Annotated in this window: 16 protein-coding genes; 4 read left to right on the top strand and 12 right to left on the bottom strand. The window is 40.5% G+C overall.

Annotated features, from left to right (window positions below):
• Window positions 1-56 precede the first annotated feature (56 nt).
• From BLS33_RS21525 to BLS33_RS21510, 4 genes are all read right to left on the bottom strand, one after another.
• A complete protein-coding gene (locus BLS33_RS21525; protein ID WP_176801479.1) occupies window positions 57-3,197 on the bottom strand; it encodes a PVC-type heme-binding CxxCH protein in 3,141 nt (1,046 codons plus the stop codon).
• Between the two features lie 144 nt (window positions 3,198-3,341).
• Complete coding sequence (locus BLS33_RS21520; RefSeq protein ID WP_089894838.1) at window positions 3,342-6,416, bottom strand: PVC-type heme-binding CxxCH protein; 3,075 nt, start codon at window positions 6,414-6,416, stop codon at window positions 3,342-3,344.
• Window positions 6,417-6,490: 74 nt separating this feature from the next.
• The gene (locus BLS33_RS21515) at window positions 6,491-7,972 is read right to left on the bottom strand and encodes a hypothetical protein (protein WP_143017667.1); all 1,482 of its coding nucleotides are present in this window, start codon (window positions 7,970-7,972) and stop codon (window positions 6,491-6,493) included.
• Window positions 7,973-8,010: 38 nt separating this feature from the next.
• Complete coding sequence (locus tag BLS33_RS21510; RefSeq protein ID WP_089894833.1) at window positions 8,011-9,465, bottom strand: hypothetical protein; 1,455 nt, start codon at window positions 9,463-9,465, stop codon at window positions 8,011-8,013.
• Window positions 9,466-9,727: 262 nt separating this feature from the next.
• On the opposite strand from BLS33_RS21510, the gene BLS33_RS21505 reads away from it, so the two are divergent.
• From BLS33_RS21505 to BLS33_RS21490, 4 genes are all read left to right on the top strand, one after another.
• Entirely contained in the window at window positions 9,728-11,344 is a 1,617-nt protein-coding gene (locus BLS33_RS21505) for a glycoside hydrolase family 31 protein (RefSeq protein ID WP_089894831.1), read from the top strand.
• Window positions 11,345-11,451: 107 nt separating this feature from the next.
• A complete protein-coding gene (locus BLS33_RS21500; RefSeq protein WP_089894830.1) occupies window positions 11,452-11,667 on the top strand; it encodes a DUF6500 family protein in 216 nt (71 codons plus the stop codon).
• A gap of 648 nt (window positions 11,668-12,315) precedes the next feature.
• Entirely contained in the window at window positions 12,316-13,455 is a 1,140-nt protein-coding gene (locus BLS33_RS21495; protein ID WP_143017666.1) for an NHL repeat-containing protein, read from the top strand.
• Between the two features lie 412 nt (window positions 13,456-13,867).
• Window positions 13,868-14,452: a peroxiredoxin family protein gene (locus BLS33_RS21490; protein WP_089894826.1), complete on the top strand. Its 585-nt coding sequence runs from the start codon at window positions 13,868-13,870 to the stop codon at window positions 14,450-14,452.
• 208 nt (window positions 14,453-14,660) lie between these two features.
• On the opposite strand, the gene BLS33_RS21485 is transcribed toward BLS33_RS21490, so the two are convergent.
• From BLS33_RS21485 to BLS33_RS21450, 8 genes are read right to left on the bottom strand one after another with little or no spacing between them, the layout of a single operon-like run.
• Window positions 14,661-15,746, bottom strand: coding sequence for an amidohydrolase family protein (locus tag BLS33_RS21485; protein WP_089894824.1), 1,086 nt, complete (start codon window positions 15,744-15,746; stop codon window positions 14,661-14,663).
• A gap of 46 nt (window positions 15,747-15,792) precedes the next feature.
• On the bottom strand, window positions 15,793-17,061 hold the full coding sequence (locus BLS33_RS21480) for a nucleoside permease (RefSeq protein WP_089894822.1): 1,269 nt from the start codon (window positions 17,059-17,061) through the stop codon (window positions 15,793-15,795).
• A 57-nt stretch (window positions 17,062-17,118) separates the two neighbouring features.
• Complete coding sequence (locus BLS33_RS21475) at window positions 17,119-17,733, bottom strand: 3-keto-disaccharide hydrolase (protein WP_089894820.1); 615 nt, start codon at window positions 17,731-17,733, stop codon at window positions 17,119-17,121.
• Between the two features lie 20 nt (window positions 17,734-17,753).
• Window positions 17,754-18,527: a 3-keto-disaccharide hydrolase gene (locus BLS33_RS21470; protein ID WP_089894818.1), complete on the bottom strand. Its 774-nt coding sequence runs from the start codon at window positions 18,525-18,527 to the stop codon at window positions 17,754-17,756.
• Window positions 18,528-18,560: 33 nt separating this feature from the next.
• Window positions 18,561-19,529, bottom strand: a complete 969-nt coding sequence (locus tag BLS33_RS21465) for a sugar phosphate isomerase/epimerase family protein (protein ID WP_089894815.1) — start codon at window positions 19,527-19,529, stop codon at window positions 18,561-18,563.
• Between the two features lie 43 nt (window positions 19,530-19,572).
• Window positions 19,573-20,880: a Gfo/Idh/MocA family protein gene (locus BLS33_RS21460; protein ID WP_089894813.1), complete on the bottom strand. Its 1,308-nt coding sequence runs from the start codon at window positions 20,878-20,880 to the stop codon at window positions 19,573-19,575.
• Between the two features lie 5 nt (window positions 20,881-20,885).
• The gene (locus BLS33_RS21455) at window positions 20,886-22,457 is read right to left on the bottom strand and encodes a RagB/SusD family nutrient uptake outer membrane protein (protein ID WP_089894812.1); all 1,572 of its coding nucleotides are present in this window, start codon (window positions 22,455-22,457) and stop codon (window positions 20,886-20,888) included.
• 9 nt (window positions 22,458-22,466) lie between these two features.
• Window positions 22,467-25,883 carry a TonB-dependent receptor gene (locus BLS33_RS21450; RefSeq protein WP_218129624.1) on the bottom strand — a complete coding sequence of 1,139 codons (3,417 nt, stop codon included), beginning with the start codon at window positions 25,881-25,883 and terminating at the stop codon, window positions 22,467-22,469.
• Between the last annotated feature and the right edge of the window lie 30 nt (window positions 25,884-25,913).

Genomic DNA, 25,913 nt, shown 5'->3' with positions numbered 1-25,913 from the left:
AAACTCATAAACAGAACCCGAAAATATAAGAACTGCTAGCAATGAGTCAATCTCTTTTATTCATGGCTTTTTATTTGACCTAGTCCGGAAGGTAGTGATTCAAGATAGGCCATCAAATCTGATATTTCTTGGATACTTAATGATTTAAAGAGTCCGGGAGGCATCAATGATACACGCTCCGGTTCTATGGATACTATTTCATTTCTTGGAACCCGTACTTTAGATCCAGGTCCTGTTGCTATAATAATAACGTCGGGTAACTGCTCCGTAATAATACCGAGATAGGAAGTGTTCTTCGTTATTATTTTGGAGGTCTCATGTTCCCTTGCAAAACTTGCACTCGGATACATGATTGCTTCAATAATATCATGACGCGAGCGAATTTCCCCAATGTTGGAGAGATCTGGACCAAAATCCCCGCCCTTGCCACCCAAAGCATGACAAACCAGACAAGTACCTTTGCCAAAGAAAATTGTTCTTCCAACTGCCACATCTCCTCTTTTAAGTTGTGACTGTAATTTTTCCAACTCTTCAAATCGTGAGGCTTGCTGCTCTTTCAAAGTATGGATTAATGATATTGAAGCTGTCTGAACAGATTCCGGATACGTTTTAAAGAGATTCTCCATATCAGGGACAGAAAGATTTTCTAATCGGTCTTTCGAAGTTTTCAATGCGGTTATCAGCGCGTTTCCTGCTGTTTCGCTATTACTGCCTTTATAGGCATTTACAAGGTCGGGTAGAAGGAAGACTTCTGCCGTGGCAACCTCTTCTTTCGCAAGGGTGACCAATTGGGGTTCACTAAGTTTTGCCTGTGTCAAAAGACGTGCCGCCGCCTGACGGATAGGCGTTTCATGGTCACGGCCTAAATAATTTAGGACCATCCCAAATTCAGTTTTTGACAAATTAGCGATTGACATTAATCGTGCACTAAGCGCTTTAAGCCTGAAGTCAGTTGGTATTTGTGGATCTTTTACGATTTGATTTAACTCGTTATTTAATACTGATACACGGCGAGATTTAATTAAATTCAAAAGGGCCGGCCTGATTTCATAATCATTACTACGAAGCAAATTTCCAAGTTGCTTAATCCAAGAATTAGGTAACTTCTTGATGTCTGAATGATTGATGACATCGATCAATAATAATCTTTTTGATAAGGTTAAATTTTTATTGCCCAATTGATCGGTGATGTAATTTTGGATTTGAACATTAGAACTAAACTTTATCATAAGGTTACTTAGAACAACTTCGTCTTCTTTTGTAAGTTCTTTAAGATTTAGATTCCCTTTAAGAAAGTCAACAACGATATCTGACCAATCAATATGGTGCATCGCTACCCATATTCCCGTTTGTTGTAATTGCTTGTTTTTACTTTTAAGGAAAGGTGCTAATTGATTTTTTTTCAATGGTGATCCCTCCATTTGATCGAGTGCTATTAGCGCAGCTTTGCGGATTGTCGCAGAGCTATCGGCTAAAGCCTGAACTGACGGTTCCGGCGATTTAAGTGTAATCAGCGAATAGATAATGGCATGCTCAACAAAACGGTCTTTCGGGTTGGAAGATGCCTTTAAGAGCGCATCAATAGCTTGCTTGTTCCCTATTTGACCCAAAGCAGTAGCAGCCTGACGTCGCACGGGTGCTTTGTCGTTCTGCACCATGTCCGTTAATTTGGTAACTGATTGCTGATCTTTTGCAAGTCCTAATACCCGAGCTGTGGCTGTTCGTACCATGGCGCTTTTATCATCCAATGTTTCCCGTAACATACCCATTGCGGCCGCACCGTTAATCCTGTAAAGTATAAATACTGCTGCTAAACGTAGCTCTTCGTTCTGAGATGAAAGAAGTGTTTTTTTGATTTCGCCAATGACAGGCGCTCCCTCAATTACCAATTGTTCAATTGCCTGTCTTCGCACCGAGGGACGCGAATCCATTACAAGTCGAACCAATTTCTGTTTTGGCATCTTAATTAAATTCAATTTCCTGCCCCAGGGGTCCTTAACTTCTTTGGCACCCGTTTTTCTAATGCGATAGATGGCAGCTTTTACATCTTTCTTAGCTACTACGGAAAGTGGACACCCTGCAATAAACCATCCCCCGGTATCTACTACTAAAAGGCTGCCATCACCATCTTCCAAAACATCGGTAGGATGTACATCCGGATGAGAAGAAGTCATAAAAGGCGCTTCTTTTGTTTGATAAGTAGCGCCTATTGGTGTAATCAAGTGTCTCATGATACGGCCTGTATTAAATTGAGCGCTAAAGAGATTTCCTTTAAAATCAGAACCAAAAGCTGCACCCTCATACCTCATTAATCCTGAATGTGCAATACGAGGCAACTTGGTCATTACGGGCATGAGATCACCTGTTAGTTTTAAGCTGTCATCTTCAATCGTTTGATAGGGCTTTGGATAAACACCGCCGTATACCCAGTGCATCAGTGCATCACGGAAACCATTCATAGGTTCTGTGAAATAGGTCATCGTACCAAGAGTTTCTCCGCTGGGCATAAATATCAATTCAACGGCATTATCAAAGCCGCCGCCGCTTACTGTTTCAAGCTCGGTTCCGTCAGGTTTGCAGCGCCAGATGTGGGTTCCCTTGCCCTTGAGCTCTTTGCCTTCTTTGGTTGTGATATCAAATCCACGACGCGCATCCGTAAGATACAACCATCCATCAGGTCCTATGAAAGGCCCGCCGAATGTTGCCGCATTATGGTTTAATACCCATCCTGTGAGAAGCACTTCCCTTTTATCGGCAACACCATCGCCATCAGTATCGGTTAGTTTTAAAAGATCAGGTGCAGAGGCAACATAAAGACTGCCCTGGTAAAAAACAGCCCCTTTTGGGTACGTGAGGGAGTCAGCAAAAATGGTACTCTTTTCAAATTTTCCATCCTCATCAAGATCCTGTAAAAGTCGAATATGGTAGGGCGGCTTCTTTAAATGTTCTTCTGTAGAAAATGTTTCACCTGTAGATTCACACAAGAAGAGCCGTCCGTGGTTATCAAATGAAGCAAACATGGGATAGTCGATCAAATTTGAATCGACTACTTTTTCAATAGTGAACCCCACTGGTACCTTTATACCGTTCAATTCATTACCCAATTTTTCTTTTGTATGGCAGGCAGTAAACAATAACAAAATGCACGATAAAGAAAGGACAGATTTAAAATGTTGCTTTTTTAATAGAGATTTCACAGGGTAAAAGCTTTTATTTTTCTTCTTAAATTTCACGTAAAAAATCATCTGACCAGCTTCCAAATGCTTATAATCTTATTCAAAACCAGAACTTTTCTTCCTGATTTTTATTAATAATCGAACTTATTCACCGAAATACATCTACTACTTTATTGTCTTCAAATATTCAAGCAAATCGCCCATATCATCTTTACTGACGGAAGTTTCCAATCCTTCGGGCATTAAGGAAACCGACATGGGCGCCATTGATTTTATATTGCCTTTTAAAATTGTCTGCACAGCGCCCCCCGCACTTTTCAGGATGAGGCTTGAATCGTTCTCGTTTTCTATTATGCCGGTAAATGTTCCGCCATCCGTGGTTTCGATAGTGTAGCCTTCATAGCCTGCTGCGATAGTACTATTGGGGTCTAAGATCATTGTCAAAAGATTGATCTTCGTCTGGTTGCTTAGTGCATGAAGGTCAGGGGCAAAATCAACTCCCACTTCGTCTAGTTTATGACAGACAGCGCATGCATTTCTAAAGACAGTCTTTCCTTTAACCGGATCACCCGTAACGGTAGAAGACACATTGTAATCCATAATCAATTTTTCGCGGTCTCCCCCAGCAAGGTCTTTAAACATGCTTTTTGCTATTTTTCTGATGGTAGAATCCGAATTTTTTAATAAGCGATTTTGGGCATTTCTACTTATCCAAGATGGTTTTATTTTACCACTTTCTATAGCTGTCATCAAAGATTTCAACCTAGCGGACCGTGCCAAAAAGCCAGTCTCTACTGCGTCATGAATTTTAGGGTTAAGCAGATTCCATTTATTGAGCAATAGATTGGTGGCCGTGTCTTGTTGATTTCTTAAGAGAACATTTACTGCTGCAAGCTCAATATCTGAATGTTCATTGGGCCCAAGCATTTTTTCTAATAAAGTAAAAGAATCGCCCCTAGTATCCAATCCTATTAATTTAATGGCCAAGATGCGGTTTTCCAATGGCTGGCTCCCGTCAAGTACTATAGATTTTGCGGTATTGAAAATACTGGTCAATTCATCCGAAGGTTTCAATTGTATTCTGGAAGCCAGTTCAATCGCTGCTTCTCTGACTTTTGGCGACTTATCCGAAATTATTGAAATTAATTCATGCTGCCCATCGGGGGTTAATTTGACTTTATTGGTATTTCTTTTCATTCCAGCTATCATCCCGTGCAAACTTGAAACAACTATGCCCGTGTCTTTTACCGCGGATATTATTTTTACAAGCGAAGACATTTCATTTGCATTGTATTTAACTCCAATAATGGATGATATCTTTCTTAAAAACTCCTGCTTATCGACTTTTTGCGAATCAACTTTAACCTCAAAGTTTTTAAAAGCTTCGTACCATTGAATGGTATTCTCAGAAGCACCTAACAAAACAGCAGTTTGGAACCATTCATCATTGATATGTGTGGAAATAATGCGGTTCTGAGCCTGAAAAATAGCTGAATTTGGTTTTGCTATATTACTTAATGTTAATGCTACCTGGAATTGAACTAATGGATCTGAGTCAGAAGAGGCGCTGAGAACACTATCAAAAATATTCTTGTCGCCCAACCTGTTTTCTGAGAGTAAAACTGCCTGTCTTCTTACGAGGGGGCTGGCATGCTGGAAGGCCTTTTTTAATAAAGTATCTGATAAAGCGCCTAATCCTTCCAGTGTCCATAAAGAATTTATAGTGCCTTCGGGACTTATATCTTCGGACAATATATCTTTTATCAATGATAGGTCTGCTGCATCTTTACGGTTTACAAGCAATCTTTGGGCATTCATTCGCCACCACATATTTGGATTATTCAAACTCGCAACCAGGCCTTTACTACCCATTTTACTCAATTCCGGCTTTTTATTATTTTCAGCTTTAAAGTCTTTGGGTACAATCCTATAAATTCTGCCCCGGTCATTCCCTTCTAAAAAGTCGGATTCCTTTATCGCTCCCGCATGGGTATAGAATCCCGTAGAATCGGCCATCGCCAGCCAATCTGGGTGCTCCACTAACTTGCGATAAAAATCTACCACATACAGAGCGCCATCAGGCCCAACGGTTAAATTAACAGGGCGAAACCAACTATCGGTGGACGCAAGAAACTCTTTTTCTTCTTCTGCTCTTTCAGCCTTGAAAGTGGCCCCACTTGGTGTTAGAATATCGGCGTGCACCAAATTTGAAACCGGCTCGCAAACAAAAGATGCCTTAGCATATTTTCCTTTAAAAAGATTACCCGTGTATTTGCAAATACCACAGGCAGAAGTAAAATGCCCCATTTCAGATTCGTGAAGGTTCAACATGTTTTTGGTAATGGCCTGTACAGAAGAAGCATTTCCATGGTCAGATATCTTGGCCATCGTGCTATTTACACTCAAAAATGGATTGTTTACTAAATAGTTGTCATTGATAGCCACATGTCTAATATGAACATTGTTCCATACTGTAAATTGATTCCACGAAGCATCAAAAGACAAACCGAACTGCGACATTCCCCCGGAAGGCTCTAACTTATATTCATCGGGCTGAAACCGGAAATTGGTGCCTGGAAACATTTGTGGTAAATCAAGATGTGGCTTTTCGGGAAAATTTAACGGACTTCCTTTCCCTTTAAACTCTTCACGCCATTTTCCGCCTCCTGCCCGAGAATAAGCACCATAAATCCAGTTATCCAAGCCATACCGCAAGCTTCCCATGCGTAGTTGAGGGTTAGTGACCGCAAAACCTGAAAGCATTACCTTTTTAACATCGGCTTTTCCATCGCCATCCGTGTCTTTTAAAAAAAATATGTCAGGGGCCGAAGTAACCAAAACCCCATCTTTCCATGGCATCACCCCATTGGCATATTCTAAACCGCTAGCAAAAACAGTTCCCGTTTCATAAAATCCATCCCCGTCCTTATCTTCCAATAACATTATCTTACTCTTTGGGTCTGCGTTCTCAGGATAGTCTTTCATGTCTTCCGAGGGATAGTCATCCATTTGCACAACATACATTTTTCCATCTTCATCGAAGGCTACTTCAACGGGATCATTTATTAATGGTTCCGATGCTACTAATTCTATTCGGTAACCTTCAGGTAATTGAAAAGTAGAAATTGCATCCTTCGGCGAAAAAGGTGGAAGTTGATTCTTTTGCTTGCAGGATGAAGTGATCATCAAAGAAAGGAATACGAAAAGAAATGAGAAAGAATGGCTCCTAATAAAATTCATTTTTACCTCACTTTGATTTTGAATAAAATTGGACTCATTATTATATTCATCCTATTACGTCTTTATGATTTGCGTTAGTTGGGCTGTAAACTGTGGAGTTTGTTTAATAACTCAAAAAGTATATTGGTAATTTTAGGAGAAGCTTCCACTTCCAGATAACTTGAACGGGCCCTCCATGTTTCGTATCCCCCAAGCTTGTGCTGTGCGGGGGTTGGCAAATAACCATTATAGCCATTAGCTAACTCAATAGTGAAGGTTGGTTTGAAAGGACTTTTTGCTTTGATTTCTAATCCGATCTCTGCAAAAACTTCTGCCGGAATGGCGGTAATGGCCAAATCACCTATTCGAAATGCTTGCAGGATTACCGATACCCGTTCTGGATAATCTTTCATAAACAACGTCTCCCGTGCATATACTTCCTCGGCAGTCATCATAACCGGCTCTTTTGCATTGGAAACTATTTCCTGAGCGCGCTTTACCTCTTGATTGTCAGGGCGCCGAACACCAAGGGATATTTCTTTCTGAAGGGAAGCTAAAGAAACATAGTCTTTGTAATCAATGTCCAGTATTGTTTTATGAACTTCATCTGCAAGTATATTCGCGACCTTTCGCATTTGTTCATATGGTGGCTGAGGAGTACTTTTCTTTCCTGCCCAATGAATGTTATTTATATCCCCACTCGTTCCATTGGTCATTATTCCTACAAAAGGGGGCGTTTTATTATTGTCGTTCACACCAAGTAATTCACCGATCCGGGCAGAAAACATTCCAAAATAATCAGCAGACACATCTCCGGAAACAGTTCCACCTACATAGTGTAATGAATAATTGGCCAACAATGCTATTGGAGTTCCATCAAGCGCCTGAACAGAAATAACTGGAACTTCGGTATCGACGGGCCCGGCAGGCTCAACCAAATCAGGATTTTCAACACCAGGGTTCATCTTTATCTGGTCTTGTCCTCCAAAAGGGTTTGGCATCAGTGTGCCGGGCTTCATTCTCCATCTCCTGTTAAAGACTTGGCTAGGTTCATGGCCAACTCCCCAGCCAATACGTGCAGGTCTGCGGTTTCGATAAGCACTGATCAACGCATCTGCCGCACGTTCGCTTAGTAGGTCGACATACGCGGGATCTGGATCACTCTGAAAAACAGAAACGGCAGTTCCGCCGGAATGGGTGTGAATAGCCGACATGAGCATGTTTTCTACAGGAATACCTGTTTCTTCATGAGCACGGGCCTTGGCCTTGTCAAGTATTTCTCTGGTAACCATACATAGATCCATAACCACGAAAGCGAGACAGGTATTACCGTCATCAAGTACAATACTGCGTGCATGAGTTTCATCGTGAATATTCTGAACCTTAACGTCACGGAAATTTCCGTTGATCGAGGTTCCTATCTTAGGAGTAATATTGCTGGTGGCCGCTCCTGCCAAGAAAACGCCCTCTGAAGTAACTTGGCCGTTTAATGCAGAACTTTGAAACAATAACAGTGAAGAACAGCAAAGGAATATATAATGATTCCAATTGATTTGAATCCTAAAATTAATACTCATGTGATATTTAATTATTATGTGAATGGTATCCAAATCAATTATTTCAACGTGGAAAATAAAGACATAAGTTCTTCTACAATTTTGGCTGATGCATCAATTTGAACTTTGTTGGTGGTGAGCCAGGTTTCATACCCACCCAGTTTATGCTGCTCAGGGGTTGGTAAATACCCATAACTACCATTGGCCAGTTCAATTGTAAAAGTGGACTTAAAGGGACTCTTCTCTTTTATTTCAAGGCCTGTTTCAGCAAAGACTTCAAAGGGTATCGCAGCCACTCCCAAATCCCCTATGCGGAAAGTTTGAAGAATAATAGACACATCATCTGGCCACTCCTTTTGCATCTGTAGTACCCTTTTGGCATAAAATTTCTCCAATTTATTGTACAATGGCTTTGCCGTATCCGGTCTCAAAAGCACTTTCTGTATATTGGTAAGCATTTCAGGAGTAGCACGTCGCACTTGAAGCGACAGCTCAGATTCAGCTGCTTGTAACTTTACCCAATCATGATAATGTATGTTTTGATAAACACGAATAACTTCCTGAGCTAGATCATCAGCTACTATTCGCATCTTGGCATAAGGCGCATGTTTTTCAGACTTCCCTCCGAAATTGATATTATTTACATCGCCCGATGTGCCATTAGTCAGTATTCCCACAAATGGCGGATCTTGCCTGTCTGCCTTCAATAACTCTTGGATGCGATCAGCAAAAACCGCGAAATAATCAGCCGATATATCACCATTTGGTACACCTCCCACATAATGGAGGGAATAATTTCCAAGCAATGCGATGGGATGTCCGGCAATAGACTGAACGGAAATGAACGACACTTCAGGGTCAATGGGACCCGCCGGGTTCAAAAGGTCCGGGTTCCCAATTCCGGGATTCATTTTTACCTGATCGATGCCTCCAAAGGGATTCATTACAGGTTTCTTCATCATCCATCGGCGATTGAATAGGTGCAGAGGAACCTCGCCCGCTCCCCATCCTATGCGAGCGGGCTCAAGACGATTGAGCGCAATTTGTACCCCATCTGATATTCTATTGGCTACGAAGGTTTGGTATTCGTCTAATGGCTCATCCACATTCCATCCTCTTCGTTTTTCTCCCAATCCCCCCGCACTAGTGGCAGAATGCGTATGAACCGCAGACATTAGCAGGTTTCCCTTTGGTAACCCTGTTTTTTCATTTATCAATCGTTTGGCTTCATCAAATACCATCCGCTCAATTCCCACATTATCCACGATTACAAATACCAATTTCGTCGTCCCATCATCTAGCGCCAGACAGCGCACATGCAACTCATCATGGATATTTATTGCCGGTGGTTCCGTAAAATTACCGATTATGGGTGTGCCGAGTGGTGGAGTGATATTGCTGGTGGAAGCACCTGCGCGAAAGACGCTGCTTTTGCCAGAATTGATATTGGTTTGCGCATGTATTATAAGGGTTCCAAAAAGCACAGTGAGCAGATAGACTATACTTCTTTTCATAATTTTCAAATTTATTTATCTATTCAATGTTTTAAACTTAATTCTTTTTATTGAAACTTATACAATGGAAGATATCTTAGAGGTCGCTTTCTTCCTAAGTTGCAAAATAAAAATGGCCCACCAAGGCATTGTTTAAGAAGCTATTAGTACAGAAGACAAATGAAGCATACTCTAATACAGGTATATTATGATATATTTGAAGATAGACTAAAGTTGCACAGGCATTTTTTACCATATTGCCTAAGACTTTAATAAAGAGAGAATGAGAAAAATACTTCTAATTACATTTATTTTAGCAATAGCTTTTAAGGCACATTCGCAGTATAAAGAACAAGTTGAAATAGATATACTGTCTGGGGAATATTGGTGGGGCGGACTTAGTGCTATTGGTCATGATACACCTTATGATTCGGAAACCATTGAAAGTCATGATCTTTGGGGGGATAACAGAGGAAATCAAGCGCAACCTTTGCTACTGTCAAGCAAAGGAAGATATGTGTGGAGTGAATCTCCAATTAAATATTCCTTTGATAGGGGAAAGATAATTGTCACTACAAGAGCGGGTGAAATAAAATTTGCAAAAGTTGGTGAAAATTTGCGCGATTCCTTTGATTATGCCGTTGCAAACTTTTTCTCTCCGAACGGAAAAATACCGGATAAACTATTGTTTACAAAACCGCAATACAACACGTGGATAGAGTTGACCTATAATCAAAATGAAGATGATATTTTAAAGTATGCCCAAGCAATAATTGATAAGGGTTACCCACCCGGGGTTCTTATGATAGATGATAATTGGCAGGAGAGCTATGGTAACTGGGAGTTTTCATCGCGAAGGTTCAACGACCCAAAGGGAATGATAAAAAAACTTCATGATATGGGTTTTAAGGTCATGGTGTGGATATGTCCATTTGTAAGTTCGGACACAGAAATTTTTAGATATTTGGCCAAAGAAGGAATGTTATTGTTAGATGCCGATAGAACACAAGAAATATTGTGGGCCAACACAAAAAATAAGGCAGCGATCATTCGATGGTGGAACGGGGCCAGTGCATGTCTAGATTTAAGCAATCCGAAAACACAAAAATGGTTCGAAGAAAGATTAAAATTCTTGGTCGATGCGTATGGTGTTGATGGTTTTAAATTTGATGCGGGAGACGCCGATTTTTATACCGGCAATATTGTATCGTTTGAATCGGATATTAGTCCTAATGACCATACTACCTACTTTGCGAAACTAGGATTGCAATTTCCGTTGAATGAATATCGCGCTTCTTGGAAAATGGCTGGTTTACCCTTGGCACAGCGACTAAGAGATAAGAACCATAATTGGGCAGTCCTACAAAAACTTATTCCTGATTTAATGTCACAAAGTATGATGGGGTATGCGTATACGTGCCCTGATATGATCGGAGGTGGTGAATACCAATCGTTCGAAAATTCAACGACTATAGATGAAGAATTAGTGGTGCGTTCGGCTCAGGTACATGCCCTAATGCCAATGATGCAATTCTCAGTGGCGCCTTGGCGGGTTTTATCCGAAGAAAATAATCAATTATGTCTTGAAGCTGCTTTACTGCATACAAAAATGGGTAACCAGATTATAAATTTAGCAGAAGAAGCTTCAAAAACCGGAGAGCCAATCGTAAAGCCTATGGCATTGGCATACCCTAGTGGTGGATACGAAATGATTAAAGACCAGTTTATGCTTGGAAACCATATATTGGTTGCGCCAGTAGTTAAAAAAGGAGAACGTAAACGAAAGGTGGTTTTGCCAAAAGGTAAATGGCAAGCTGATGATGGAAAAGTGTTCAGTGGAAATAGAACTGTTGAAATTGAAGTTCCCCTGAGTCGTTTACCATTTTTTACCAAAAAATAACAAGTGTAGAATTGTAATATTTCAACTATCCATAAAAACAACCTTTTATGGAGCTTAAAAAATAATTCCTATTCTTAAAACAATAGATTTAAGTGTTTAAATAAAAGATGAATAAAGAGCTAAGATTAAAAATTATCCAGGTTTGTGAAAGCAAAATTGATAATAAGGGAGAGAATGTTGGTCTTTCTTTCTATGCCTTCTTTAAAAATAAGAATGATAACCCTGAACTCTTGATGGAGGTGGCCAAGTGGTGGATTTTGGATAACAAATTGGACCATTTTGAAAAAGCATTGAAGATAAAGGAAATGGTAAAGTTTAAATAAACGATTGAAAATACAATAGCGGTGACTATTGGTCGAATTCAACTGCCATAAACATATTTGAAATCATGAAGCAGAGTAGCTTATTGACATATGCCATTCTATTTTTTCAAATTATCATTATCAGTCTTTGGTTTTACCAATCAAAACCAAAGGCCAAGACTTCCATTGACCTTTTCATGGTTATCCCAATTTTATTCGGAATTAATTTGGTTATAGGATTGCTACTCTAGATTAAGAAAAAAGCCTGGGCCAATTATTTTTTGCAAACGCCATTATTTGTCCAATGATATTTTATGCTGTATGGATAATGTGGTTTACTTATTGGGCAAAATGATACTTTTAGCGAGAAACGGTATCCGTTGATTTCAAAATTTATGGCGTAATAAAGAATCTATGTACGCCAGCGGCCGCTTTGAACACTTACTTTTTCTTAAAAGTTGATAATTAAGATTCTTTATTTGAACTTTTCACAGATATAAATATATAGATAAAAGTATCCTCGAAATGTGCCGATACCTGGAAGCAAAATGCCGTAATTAACTGAAATGGTCCAAAGATGTTAATAGGGCTAAAAATCAGCAAAGTTATTTCTTGTTGAATGTTAAGATAGAAATGATTACTTTTCAAAAAAATAATATTGGACCAACCATGACAAAAAGCACACCACTTATCGTATTGCTAATCATATCTTTTTTGGGATTTTCATATACCTCAATGGCACAGGGAGTAAATTCCGATCATACACATCATTCGCATGAGCATGCCGGCACAGCGCATAGCCACGAACATGGCCCGATGGCATCGGATCAGAATACAGGGTTGGCAAAACTGGTAACCGGTCAAGGAGAGTTTATTTTTTCCTTTGACCAAGAATTGACTAGTGCTTTTCCCGAAAATGCCCATGAATTTGAACCAAAAATGCATGGCGGATTTAATGAAGACCCCGAAACAGGAATCGTTTATACAGGAATTCCGGGGTATGGTCTTTGTTCGATAAGTCCTGATCTTAAAAACTGGAACATTATAGGTACTGATGAACGTTTAAAGGATAACATCCATGGAATTGTTTTCTTTATACATAAAGGAGTAAAACACCTTGCCGTTGCACAAGAGGGGAAAAGAGTACTTGTGTTGACTTTGGATGGAACGATAGTAAGCGAAATCTTGAAGCCTACTGGAAACGAGTTCAAGTTTGCTCCGGCCAATGAATTCTTTTCATCTAAGGATAGCAATTTTGGGGTAACGGATGTTACCTACCTAAAAGGGACGATATATGTCGCCCATGGTTACTCCGCAGGCGATTTTGTAATGACGATAAAAGAAAAGAAAGGTGTTTGGAGTTGGGGAAAACTTGCCTGGGGAGGCAAGGGAGATAATCCCGGACAATTTCAGACGGCACATGGCGTATATGCCCATGATAATCACGTTCTCGTTGCCAATCGTGCAGCAGGCCAGGTTGTGAAATTTACGAAGAAGGGCAAGTTTGTAGAAACATTTAAAGATATCCCAGAGGGTAGCCTTGTTTGTAATGTCTCATATAAAACAGAGCATTTCTTTTTGAATGCCTTGAGTGCGATCGGCGAACAGAAATCGGCCCCTATATATGTGCATACAGGCGAAAAGCTTGTATCGACGATAGTTCCTGGAGATTTGGAAATTCCGGTCTTAACGAATATTCATCAAGTTTGGCCCCATTTTGTAGAAGATAATAATGGATCAAAGCAACTTTACCTACTTGTACATGGGTGGAATAAAGGGAAATTTGCCGTCTTAAAACTGGAGGAATAAGTACACTTTATATTTCTTGTATTTAGCGATTTTTATTTTTTTTCTGACGGACTACATTGATAGTAGTATTGATGAAGATATAGCTACCTGTTTACCCCTTTAAAAGGTATGGGCGAACTCTATTTTAAGGAATAGTGCAATACAAATATTTTGACACTGAATGGTTGCCTTTGGCTTATCGTGTAGGATATCGAAAATGCTAATTTCTGCAGTATGATTCTTAAGCGGTTTTTGGTAAGTATATGGAGCAAAATATCGTCGTATTCTTGGCGGATTAAAAAATCGTGTTCAAGTGCTAGTTCAAAGTCTCAGAATTCTACTGGTATTTACTATTGCCCGCGGTAATGATGATTTTCTTATTATTGAAAGGAAATTGATAAAAGGATTAAATTAACTCTTAAAAACATATTGAATGAGCGGTCTGCAAGAATTCCAGAAATTGGTAATAGCCAATGCTTCTCAGGTAAAAGGTCTTTCGGTAGGGGACAAGGCACCTGATTTTAGCTTGCCAAATGCTTTTGGTAAACAAGTATCACTTTCCGAAGCGTTGAAGGCTGATATTGTGATTATAAAATTCTATCGTGGCGAATGGTGTCCCATTTGTAACCTAGATTTGATGGCGGTACAAAAACACCTGCCTCAAATCACTGCATTCGGCGCTAGACTAATGGCAATCAGTCCTCAAAAACCTGAAAATGCATTGACCACCATCCAAAAAAATAGTTTGGGCTTTGAGGTGCTTAGCGATTCAGACCAAGAGGTTATTAAAGCTTATAATTTACAGTTCGACCCGGGAGAAGATTATCATCAACGCCGTGACTTAAGCTTGTTAAATGGTGATGGTTCAAAAAACCTACCTGTTCCCGCTACCTTTATAATCAATAAGGAAGGAATTATTGAAGCCTGCCATGTTGAGGCAAATTACACGGAAAGGATGACCCCGGAACAAATTTTGATTGCACTAAAAGAAGTGACAACAAAGACTTCTGATCAGTAACGGTCGAAACCCTGATTCGGAGTTTAAAGCTTCATTCCTGATTAAACCAACTAGCTTTTTAAGTTATTGATATGCTCGATAGATAAATGGCACAGAAAGAATAAGACGACTCTTTTTTTGGATGGCAGGGCAATTTTCAAAGTTTAAGTAATTATATAACAGTTTTTTACATAATTACTTAAACTTTAATGGTTAAAAAGGATATTGATTATACATCTTTATCGCTGAACATTCCTAGCCACTTTTTTGCATTTTCAGAGAAAATTTTGTCAACTGCCTCTTTCGGAAGCTTCAATCCATTAAACTCCCCGTTTACACGATCACTGCTCATGGTATCGTCAGTCACAAAAAAGCGCCAATCTTGAAGCCATCTTTCATGGGTGTCTTTTTGAACTTCGACACCCTCGTCTTCACCATCATCGGCCTTATCGGTTGCATAGAGGATGCGGTCTTGGTATTTTATAAAAAAATCGCGCACCTTTTCACGTTCCTCGATTGTTTGGTAAAAAACTTGTCCCATTCTGGCCGCGAGATCTACACACATGTTCGGAAATTTGTCCAAACGTTTCGCCAATTTGTCCGTGTCCCACTCCAAGCTGCCCATGTGCGCACCCATAAAAACCAGGTCGGGGTGTTTTTCCAACATCCGGTCACGGGCGGCAATCTGATCCTCGTATGAGGGCAGTTCGGGGTGATTGTGCATGTGGTATTGTGGGTGTTCTTTAAAGTATTCTTTGTCGTTGTTAACGGTCATCTCATCTATTGGAAGCCAGCAGTTCTTAGGTTCTCCTAAGTGACCCAACAAGGGTATTTTTCTTTCCGCCAAATAGTTAAAAATAGTATCGAACTTAGGATTATCGATCATAATCAGCTCGTTGTTCTTATCTCGGAATTCCATACCGATATTCTTCCATACCTTTATTGCAATTGCCCCTTCTGAAAAACATTTCTCCAACCAAGCGATTGTGTTTTTAGCAAAGTCCGGATTGTCCCAATCATCCATAGAAAAAGCGGTAGCAACTTCGAAATTTTCTGGATTTTTGTTTTTTTGATCCATACAATGGGCATATTGTTCTTTAACGAATTCATCGCCCTTGGAAAGATCAACGACGATATTCAGTAGTCGGAAATTATCTTCTTTCGCAACATCCACAAAATCGGTACGACCTGTCCATACATGTGTATGCACATCTATCTTTTCAACTTTCGAAAAGTCATCATAAGTATAATATTTCTCGCCTTCTCCACAGGAAACGGCAAGTACTAGAATAAGTGAGTTCCATATTATTTTCATAGTCTTCAAAATTTAGAATATGTAGTTGGTTTTTTAAAATCAATCATTAACTTTTGATTTCTTTTATTACCGAAGCCAGTTTACTGTCAAGGGCTTCTTCACTATTTATTTCTTTCATTGATGTGTTTACCGACTTTTCCCTGAAAAAGAACATAAAGAGTATGCCTACTGCTAAAGCAATTGCCCCCGGAACCAACCAAATCGATTGCCATATATAGCTCGGTGAACCGTTGATTGTGTGTTGAAAGTTTTCAGTTACCGAACCCGAAATATATGAACCTACGAGCATGCCGACACCATAGGTAGCGAAGGTTATTAAACCTTGGGCAGAATTTCGAAAGGCACCTTTGGCTTTTTTATCTATATAAATTTGACCTGATACAAAAAAGAAATCATAACAAATTCCATGTAGTATAATCCCTAAATAAATCATCCACATTGCCGATTCGACATTGCCAAAAGAGAAAAACAGGTAGCGTGCGGCCCAGGCAAACATGCCTATCAGCATTACTTTTTTGATTCCATATTTATTAAGGGCCAATGGCATCAGAAGCAAAAATAGAAATTCTGACATTTGTCCCAAAGTCATTTTGCCTGCTGCGTTCTCAACTCCTATATCGTTAAGAAAAGGGTTGGCGAAGCTGTAGTAAAAGGCTAGGGGTATGCAGATTATTATCGAACTGATAAAGAAAACGACGAAAGATCTGCTTTTAAATAATACGAGAGCATCTAATCCTAAAATAGAGGCAACGCTGGCCGATTTTTTCGTTGCTGGCGTATTCGGCAAAAAGAAACTTAGAACCCCCAAAACAAGAGAACATCCAGCGGCAATGCGAAATGTCATATAGGAAGCTTCGAGTTCCATAAAGCCGATTAAGAGTCCTGCGGCTATCCATCCCAATGTTCCAAATACCCGTATACGCGGGAATTCTTTACCGGGGTTTTCCATCTGTGAAAAAGATATGGAATTTGTCAATGACATGGTGGGCATGTACAGCAAAGTGTACAAAAGGATAAGCCACCAAAAATCTTGAAAATTTTCGACGGTACTAACGTGGTACAATGTTACGGCCCCTATTAGATGTAATACGGCCAAAACCTTTTGAGCAGAAAAAAAACGGTCGGCAATAAGACCTACGAAGAATGGCGAAATAATTGCAGCAATGGAAAGATTGGCATAAGCGGCACCAACCTGTAAAGCATCAGCTTTCAGATAGGTTAGAAGGTACGTGCCCATCGTAACATACCAAGCCCCCCAAATAAAGTATTCCATCAGCATTAAAACGGATAAACGTAGTCTGACCGATTTTCTCATTGTAATTGTTTGCAAATAGTGGCATAAGAATAAAGTAAGTCTAGCAAAGAGTTGGTGTTATTCAATTTCTTGAATTTTAATGTTCTTCCACCTTACTTTGATTCCGCCTCCACTATGAATTTGAAGTGCAATGGATCCTTGGCCTTCCCCAATTTTTTCATCCTTTAGTTTTACCATTTGCTTTCCGTTCAACCAAGTAACGATAATATCATCTTTAGCTTCGATTCTCATGTGGTTCCAATTACTTGCGTCGAGATGTTTTTCATCTTTTGGGTCAGGTTTGATTACCCAACCCCTACCATCTTTAATAGATTCATAAATACCTCCGGTATGCATATCAGGGGGAGCCACCTCTACTTGCCATCCTTTTATGGTCGTATCATCTGGACCGCCTAATTGCGACCGTATAAAAATACCGCTGTTGCCATTAGCCTCTAGTTTGAAATCAAGGTCTAGTATAAAGTTTTTGTAGGGTTTGTTCGTGGAGAGGTATCCGTACTTCTCATCAGGGCCACTTTCACAAACAAGTTCCCCATTATCTACGTACCAGTATTCAGTACCGTGTTTGGTCCACCCCGATAAGTCCTTGCCATTAAATAAACTTTTGCTTTCTTGAGCAAAGGCAAACCCCATATACAATGAAAATGATAGAATAAAAATCAGCTGTTTCATAATCGATTGGTAGTTTTATACTATTTAAGTATGGGAGCTGTCTGTTCCGACGAGGTTACACCAGGAGGTAGTTCGATAACCTTAAAGTTCCTGAAATGAATCTCCGCTCCTTCCGATTCAAGACATAAATATCCTTTTTTTTGGGTGGATTTGGAGATGCCATTGACAAACTTACCGTTGACAGACAGTTTTATAACCCCATCAACACAAACAACGTCGTAAGTATTCCATATACCTTTTCCCAAGGCACGGTTTTCTATTGACTTGCTTCTTTCGCCTCTGGGATTATCGGGTACGGTCACTACGCCGCCAACACCCCATACTTCGCCATGAACATAGGCTATGGGTTGCTGGACGCCGTCCTTCGCGTTGATGTTAACCCAATCGAGTTCGAGCATTTGGATTTCGACCCCGTCCGGTAACTCCTTACCTTCTTCGGGGTTGCCATTACTCCAGGCAAAAACGCCTGAATTTCCACCCGCTTCCATATGTCTCCATTCTACGTGCAGAATAAAATTTTCATACTGTTTTTCCGATCTTACAACTCCGATTGGATGGCCTAAATTTACCAACACGCCTTCATCATTGACTGTCCAGCCTTTTTTGACGGTATTGACATTTATCCATTTGATCTTGGAGTCCTCTTCCGAACTACCCGATAACGAGTTTTCCAAGGTAGTAGATGTACCGAACTCGAACTCGAAAGCTTCGTGCTGGGCGTAACAAACACTGTGCGTAGCAATTATGAATAATACGAATACGTTTAAAACAATACTCTTTTTTAATTTTTTCATTTTCAAATAAGTTATTTAGGTGAACGTACTAGGTTAAACCTCAAATGCTTTCCGCAACATCGCATAGCTTTTTGGAACTGCCGTTTCTGCGTCTTCATTGCCTTCCATCTCCAATGAAACATAACCTGTGAAATTAGCAGCACGCATAATTCTGGCAATACGATTATAGTCTAGGTCTAAATCATAATATTTACCTCCGCCATAATAGGTTTTAGCCTGGATAATATCGGCATATCCAATCAATCTTTCAAACTGTGGGTATGGTTCCCCAACATAATTTCCTGTGTCAAGGTTTAATCCCATTGCCGGTGAAGAAGCCAAGGCTTTATAAATCTCTTCCAGGTAATCGATGTTCGATGAAAGACCCCAATGGTTCTCTAGGCAAAGTGTAATCCCTTCTTTTTCAGCTTCCTTTAAACATTCTTCCATGCTGTCTATCACCCACTTTATGGCCTCTTGGTCGGTATAGCCCTCGATTGGTTTTTGAATACCCGTCTGATAATAGTCAGGGGTTCTTTTCCCTTTCCAACTGCCGGTATTCATACGTATGGCTGGTATGCCCATCTGTACGGCGAGTTTAATGCATTTTAGGGTATGTTCAACATGCTCTTTTCGTTTGGTCGCATCAGGTTCCACAAAGTTTTGATGGATGGAAAGAAATGGAAGTGCCAACCCCCTTTCGAAAGCCATGCGTTTCAATTTATTCATGTACGGCACCGTTTCGTTCTCCATTTGGCGGTGAAGGATTTCTACCCCATCAAACCCAATCCGGGAAGCGTTTTCGATAACTTTTTCAATAGGATACTTTTCTGGTTTAAAATGCCAATAAGAGTAGGTAGATACGATGAGCCTTATGGGCCGATTATCATAGATATAGTTCTTTTTTTTTTCATTTGTGCCGGCCATAACTAACGAAGGGGCCATCGAAGCAGCACTTAACAGCCCCGCATTTTTTAACCAATTTCTTCTTGATGAGCGGACTTCACTTTTTTTTCGCGGCATAGAAATTATTTTTTACGTTTACAGCCTTAAACTTCAAACTCTTTTACCCTAGCACCTGAGTAATTCCGGGAACCGCGATTTCGGGTCCTTTAAATTCTAAATCCCAATTAAAATCTTTCGGGCCTAGGCTTTTTGTAGAATTCATGGCTTCATCCCAAGTAATGGTCTGACCACTATAGGCGGCCATTCTACTCATGATGCCGAATAATGAACTGTTGGCGGCCATTTCACCATCGTTGATTCCTTTTCCTTCTCGAATTGATTTGAATAGGGCGTCATGTTCGGCTTGGTACATGTCGTTCCCTTCCCCTCGATACCGCCAAGGGTTTTTGCCCGTTATTTCGTGCCGGTTGCCTCCGTAATGAGCATTACCGTCGGTACCCATAATATCAACGGAATTTTGGGATGAGCCCCCATTTTGCTGTCGCGTAAAGGCGTAGCCCTTGACTCCGTTGTCATAGTCGTATTCTAGTGCGAAATGATCATAAATATTACCGTATTTTTTATCGGTTCTCCATTGTCTTCCTCCGGTTCCAGTGGCTTTTAGGGGCATCTTGCCGCCCATGGCCCAAGTCATCATATCTAGGCTATGTACGAACATCTCTACAAGAAAATCTCCTGAAAGCCAGTTGTAATAATACCAATTTCGCATATGGTATTGCATATCGTTCCAATCCGGCTGTTTTTCTTTGTACCAGAGTTCACCTCCATTTCGGGTAGCGGAAATCGATTTGATATCTCCTATTTCCCCGGCTAGTACCTTACCATAAAGTGCCTGTTTCGGCAGGTCGTACCGAAAACAAAATCCCGATACCATTGATAGGTTTTTTTCCTTGGCCTTTTTGGCGGCTGCCAAAACCTTGCGGACACCGGGCGCATCGACGGCTACCGGTTTTTCGTAAAATACATGTTTTCCGGCATCAATTGCAGCGGTAAGATGATTTGGCCGAAACCCCGGAGGGCAAGCCAACACGACCACATCGACTCCTGAATCGATTAGTTTTTGGTAAGCGTCGAACCCGATGAACTGCCTTTCTTTTTCTACCTGCACCTTTTGTCCGTGCGTTTTTTTAAGCACCTCCAAAGAACTCTTTAGTCTGTCTTCAAATATATCTGCCATGGCGTACAAGACTGTATCGGGGTCAGCTTGCAGCGCTTGTGCCGCCGCCCCGGTGCCCCTGCCGCCACAACCGACCAGACCTACTTTTAAGGTGTTTTTAGTACTGAAGGCCAAAGGAGCGGCAAAGCCCATGTTTAGCGTTGTTGCGCTAAACAGGGTTGCAGCTCCCGCTTTTTTTATAAATGCCCTTCGGTCTGTTTCCTCTTCAATTTTAGATTTTTTCTTGACCATAATTTCTATTTTACATAACCCGGATTCTGGGTAATTACGTCGTTAATATCCATTTCTGCCTGGGGAACAGGCCAGCAATAGTCTCTACTTTCATTAAAAGTAGCGATTCTTCCCTTATCTATAAGTGTCCATTGGCCGGAATCGTCTTTATAATACATTCCTTTGACCGGCCCGGCCTTTATGTTACCAATCTGCCAACGATTAATATCGAATAGACGCAAACCTTCAAAAGCCAATTCCCTTGCTCGTTCATCCCTGACCATTTGTTTTAATTCCGCTTGCGACTTACCTTCAGTGATTGCAGGCATTTCAACGGTTGGTCGTTGTCTAATTGCATTTATAGCATCATACACAGATGTATCTATCTCGTTCAATTCTATCTTAGACTCTGCATACATTAGTAAAACATCTGCGTAGCGCATCAAAATCATATTTATGTCACCATTATTGGAATTTGCAGCAAAAGATTCATAGTCCATCCACTTCTTTAGGTTATACCCATTAGTCGTGGCAAATTCAGTACTACTAATCTTGTCTGGGGTCGTGCTATTCGGCCAAGAATCATATATGCTGTTTCCTACCGGCTGCCCGTTATAAAAAGCAATATAGCTCCATCTTGGGTCTTTGTTCTCAAATGGATTGTCAGGATTCACAGGGCCTGTGTATTCGTACTTCTCAAAAAGACCGTTCATTGGCTCCACTCCCGAGCTTCCCCCCAAGGAAGCTGCAGAATACCCAAACGCATTATACGTATCTCCACCGGCTGCAAATTGCCTGTCAAAAATTACTTCTTGGGAATTTTGTCCTGCCACATGAAACAATTCTTCATAATCAGGATAAAGTCCATAAATACCCAAATCCATTACCGCCTTAGCCGCGTCGCGTGCAACCACAAAATTATTATTACGAATGGCCACCCTCGCCAGTAAAGTCAAAGCAGCTCCCCGCGTGACCCTACCCACATCATCTGCCGAGTAACTTAAAGGCAAGGCATTTGAATTTATAATAGCGTTCAGTTCGCCGATTACATAGCTGACAATATCTTCCTTGGGATTTGTAGGCCGTTGATCGTTTATATCAAGAACCTCTGTTATTAAAGGTACATTACACCATAAACTAGAAAGTTGTGTATAGTAATAAGCCCTGAGAAATTGGGTTTCTGCGGTTAACCGTGCTAATTTGGCTTGATCACCACCTACCACTTTATCAATATTTGCAAGCACATTGTTTGCTTTTCTGATGCCTCTAAAGTACCGGTTCCAAATACCAGTAATGCTACCGTTGGAAGGGTCGATTTCGCCAAAGCGGACATCATTAAACGTAGGAGCGTTAGAATACTTGTGATATGCCAGATCAGTAACCCCGTCAAGTGCTATAACCATTTGCGTACCATCCAATTCAGCGTATACCGCATTGACTGCCAACTCTGCATCTTCTACGGTAGACCAATAGGTAGTTTCCGAAACTGCTCCGGTCGGCTCTATATCGAGACCTTCATCAAACCCCTCACTACATCCTGATAAGAAGGTTATAGCAGCGAAGAATATTACACCTTTTATGTTATTATATCTTTTCATAATTTTTTTTTAAAATACGATGTTTAAACCTAAACTCATAGTCCTAGTTTGTGGAAAGAACTGACTTCTGCCTCTAGGGGTTTCTGGATCAAAAAGTTTCTGGGCGGAAAATGTCAACATGTTTTCTCCGGTTACATAAATTCTGAAGTTTGAAAAAACACTCTGGTCGATCGTATATCCCACTTGAAAGTTCTTTAGTCTTGCATATTTGGTATCTATCAACCAGAAATTCGATTTTACAATATTCCAGTTACCACCTGCTATTGCCCGTGGCCAAGTTCCATTAGGATTGCTAACTGGGTTATAAGCGTTATCGGTCATTTCCTTAGGTATAAAGTTCTGATAAGCCGGCCCCTCCACCAATGCACCATCTAGCGTATGATATTGTTTTCCTACACCTTGCCAAAACATTGAAAAGTCAAAGCTTTTATAGGAAGCATTGAACCTGAATCCAAATTCATATCTAGGATCCTCATTTCCGATAATAATCTGATCTCCTCCAGGCGCGAGGGATTGTGATATTACCCCGTCGTTATTAACGTCTTTATAAATTATGTCACCAATTCCGGCACTGGAACTTAAACGCGCAGGATACGTATCCAAATCAGCTTGGGAACGATACAGACCGGGCGAATCCAATCCTCTAAGTGTGTTTATAGAGTACCCCTCTTGCCATACAGTAAAGGCATCAGGGAAGTAAGGTCCTGCTCCGTTTAAATCTTCGATCTTATTAATTACATCGGAAAAGTTAACACCTATGGAGTAATTGAAGCCATTGTCGGGTTTATATTCACCACTGTAATTTAAACTAAGTTCGTAACCGTTATTCGAGACGGCTGCTGCATTTTGAACAGGAGGGTTCACACCGATAGTACTTGAAATAGGCAATTGCAATAAAATATCATCTGTATATTTCCAGAAATACTCGGCGACGAATTCTAGTCTGCCCTGCATGAACGAAGCATCTAGCCCAACATTTGTGATTGTAGCCGTTTCCCAGGTAATATCTGGATTACCAGCTTGGGTTATAGCTGATCCGGAAACGGGGTTCCCACCAAATTGATAGCCTTGATTTAGATCATATGTACTTCTAAACTTATTAAGTCCAATATTCTGGTTTCCCAATTGTCCCCAAGACGCTCTTAATTTAAGATTGCTAAGGACCGAGCCATCTGACAAGTTCTCCATAAAAGATTCATTGGATATATTCCAACCGGCTGAAACCGATGGAAAAAAACCATATCTATTACCGTCTCCAAATCTGGACGAACCATCAATCCTTAAATTGGCTTGAAGCAGATATCTGTCATCAAAGGAATAATTTGCCCTACCAAAAAAGGAGCGAAGGCGCCATTCTTCCCGATATCCACTTATCTGCTGATTATCGACTCCTCCGGCATTCAAATCTCTAAGGTCATTGTTGAAGAAACCTTCCCTAGTAGCTGCAACGTTTTTGTAATTGTAATGTATCTCCTCATAGCCCAGTAGCGCTCCAAGGTCGTGAGAACCAAAAGTCTTGTTGTAATCCAAATATAATCTTTGGCTCAATTCCTTTTCAGTAATCGTTGCTTCGGTCAGTTTATTTGTTGCAAACCACCCCGACACCGTAACGGGCTCACCGGTAAGATAATTTTTCATGCCCGCTAAACTATTCATAAACGTAGACGTGCCCTGATAATTCGATTTGTAGGTAACATTTCCTTTAAGGGTCAGTGCATCATTGAACGCATAATCAAACCCTCCCTGGGCTACGACATCATTCTGAGTCCGAACCGTTTCGCCTTCAGTAGCCATTGCATCGGCATTCCACTGTCCTGAAATCAAATCATACGTGCCATCGGGATATTCCATTACTACGTTTCTATTCATATGTAGAAGCGCCTGAACAATCTGTTGTCCTGCGATTCCCGAAGAATTTATGGCATGTCCTGGCCCAGTAAAATCTCCGTTTCTATACATAAGACCTACCTTAAAAGTCAATTTGTCGTTAGCATACAGATCTGCATTGACAAGCATGGTAGTTCTTTTGTTGTTAAAGTTCTTAATGACACCATCGGTATCGTTATAATTCAGGGAAGCAAAGATTTTTCCAATATCACCTCCACTTGAAATGGAAAAACTTTGTTGGTTCATTAGCGCACCGTTTCTGAAGATACCCTCTTCCCAATTGGCAAAAGGATATTGTAAAGGGTTGGTGCCAGCAAGTACATTGGAAATATACTCTTCGGAATAGGTGGGACTACCACCAGCATTTACCTGCGCATCATTTTCTAACCTCATCCATGACTCATCATCCGCTTTTTCCGGAAAGAAACTAGGCTGCTGAAAACCGAATAACGTGTTATAGGATAACGTTACCCCAGTTGAAGCTCCGCGTTTTGTTGTCACAAGAATAACTCCGTTTGCTGCCCTAGATCCGTAAATAGCAGCAGAAGCAGCATCTTTCAAAACTGATATTGATTCTATATTTTGAGGTTCTACAGTACTAAGGGCCTGCTCAATACCATCAACCAATACTAATGGATTGGAATTGTTGAGCGTACCTACCCCCCGAATTCGAATTTTAGTGTCTTCAACCCCTGGTGCTCCTCCAGAATTAAAGACTGTTAAGCCTGGCACTTGACCTTGCAAGGCATTAGCCGTGCTTGTTACAGGGCGTTGCGTAATTTCATCGGTAGGAATTGTACTAATTGCCCCGGTAACTTTTGCCCGGCTTTGGGTACCATATCCTACAACGACCACTTCATCGAGTCCCGCTGCATCTTCTTCCAAACTTATGGTTATACTCGATTGTCCGTTGACGTTAACTTCTTTGGTCGTGAACCCCAGGTAAGAAATTACTAAAACAGCATTATCGCCCACCTCGAGGGAAAAATTGCCATCAAAATCGGTCTGGGTACCATTGATAGTTCCTTTTTCTACAATATTGGCACCAGGCAATGGTACGTCGTTCGAATCGATTACGGAACCCGTGACAGTCTGTTGAACAATTTCGTGTTCTATAATTGGAGTTTCATCTTCAGTTGACAATTTACCTGTTGTACCATTAGTTGATAAATTTTTGGTATCGTCAAGTTTGAGAATTACCTGATTTTTACGTAGAATGTAATAAATAGCGGTACCCTCAAATAAAATGTCCAATATCTCATTTACTGGTTTGTCAGTAACTTTTACCGATACCAATCTTTCGGAATCAATCTTTTTATTATTGTAAAAAAACTTTAGGTCGGTAAGGGACTCGATCCTTTCCAGTGCTTTTTTCATTTCTACCCTTTCAAGATTTAGGGTCAACATGTCTTTCTTGGAATAAACGTTAGCTTCAACATAGAAGATAGAAATTATTAGAAGAAGTGCGGTTAATTTCAAAGACAGTTTAAGACTTAGCGAATAAGGCTTTAAGAAGCCCTTTCTTTCACTTTTTTCCATATTTTGTGTAGTTTTATTGGTTAACCAATA

Source organism: Kriegella aquimaris (assembly GCF_900103215.1).
GTDB classification, from domain to species: Bacteria; Bacteroidota; Bacteroidia; order Flavobacteriales; family Flavobacteriaceae; genus Kriegella; species Kriegella aquimaris.
The sequence above is the reverse complement of the archived record's forward strand: the minus strand, read 5'-3'. Positions and strand labels throughout refer to the sequence as shown.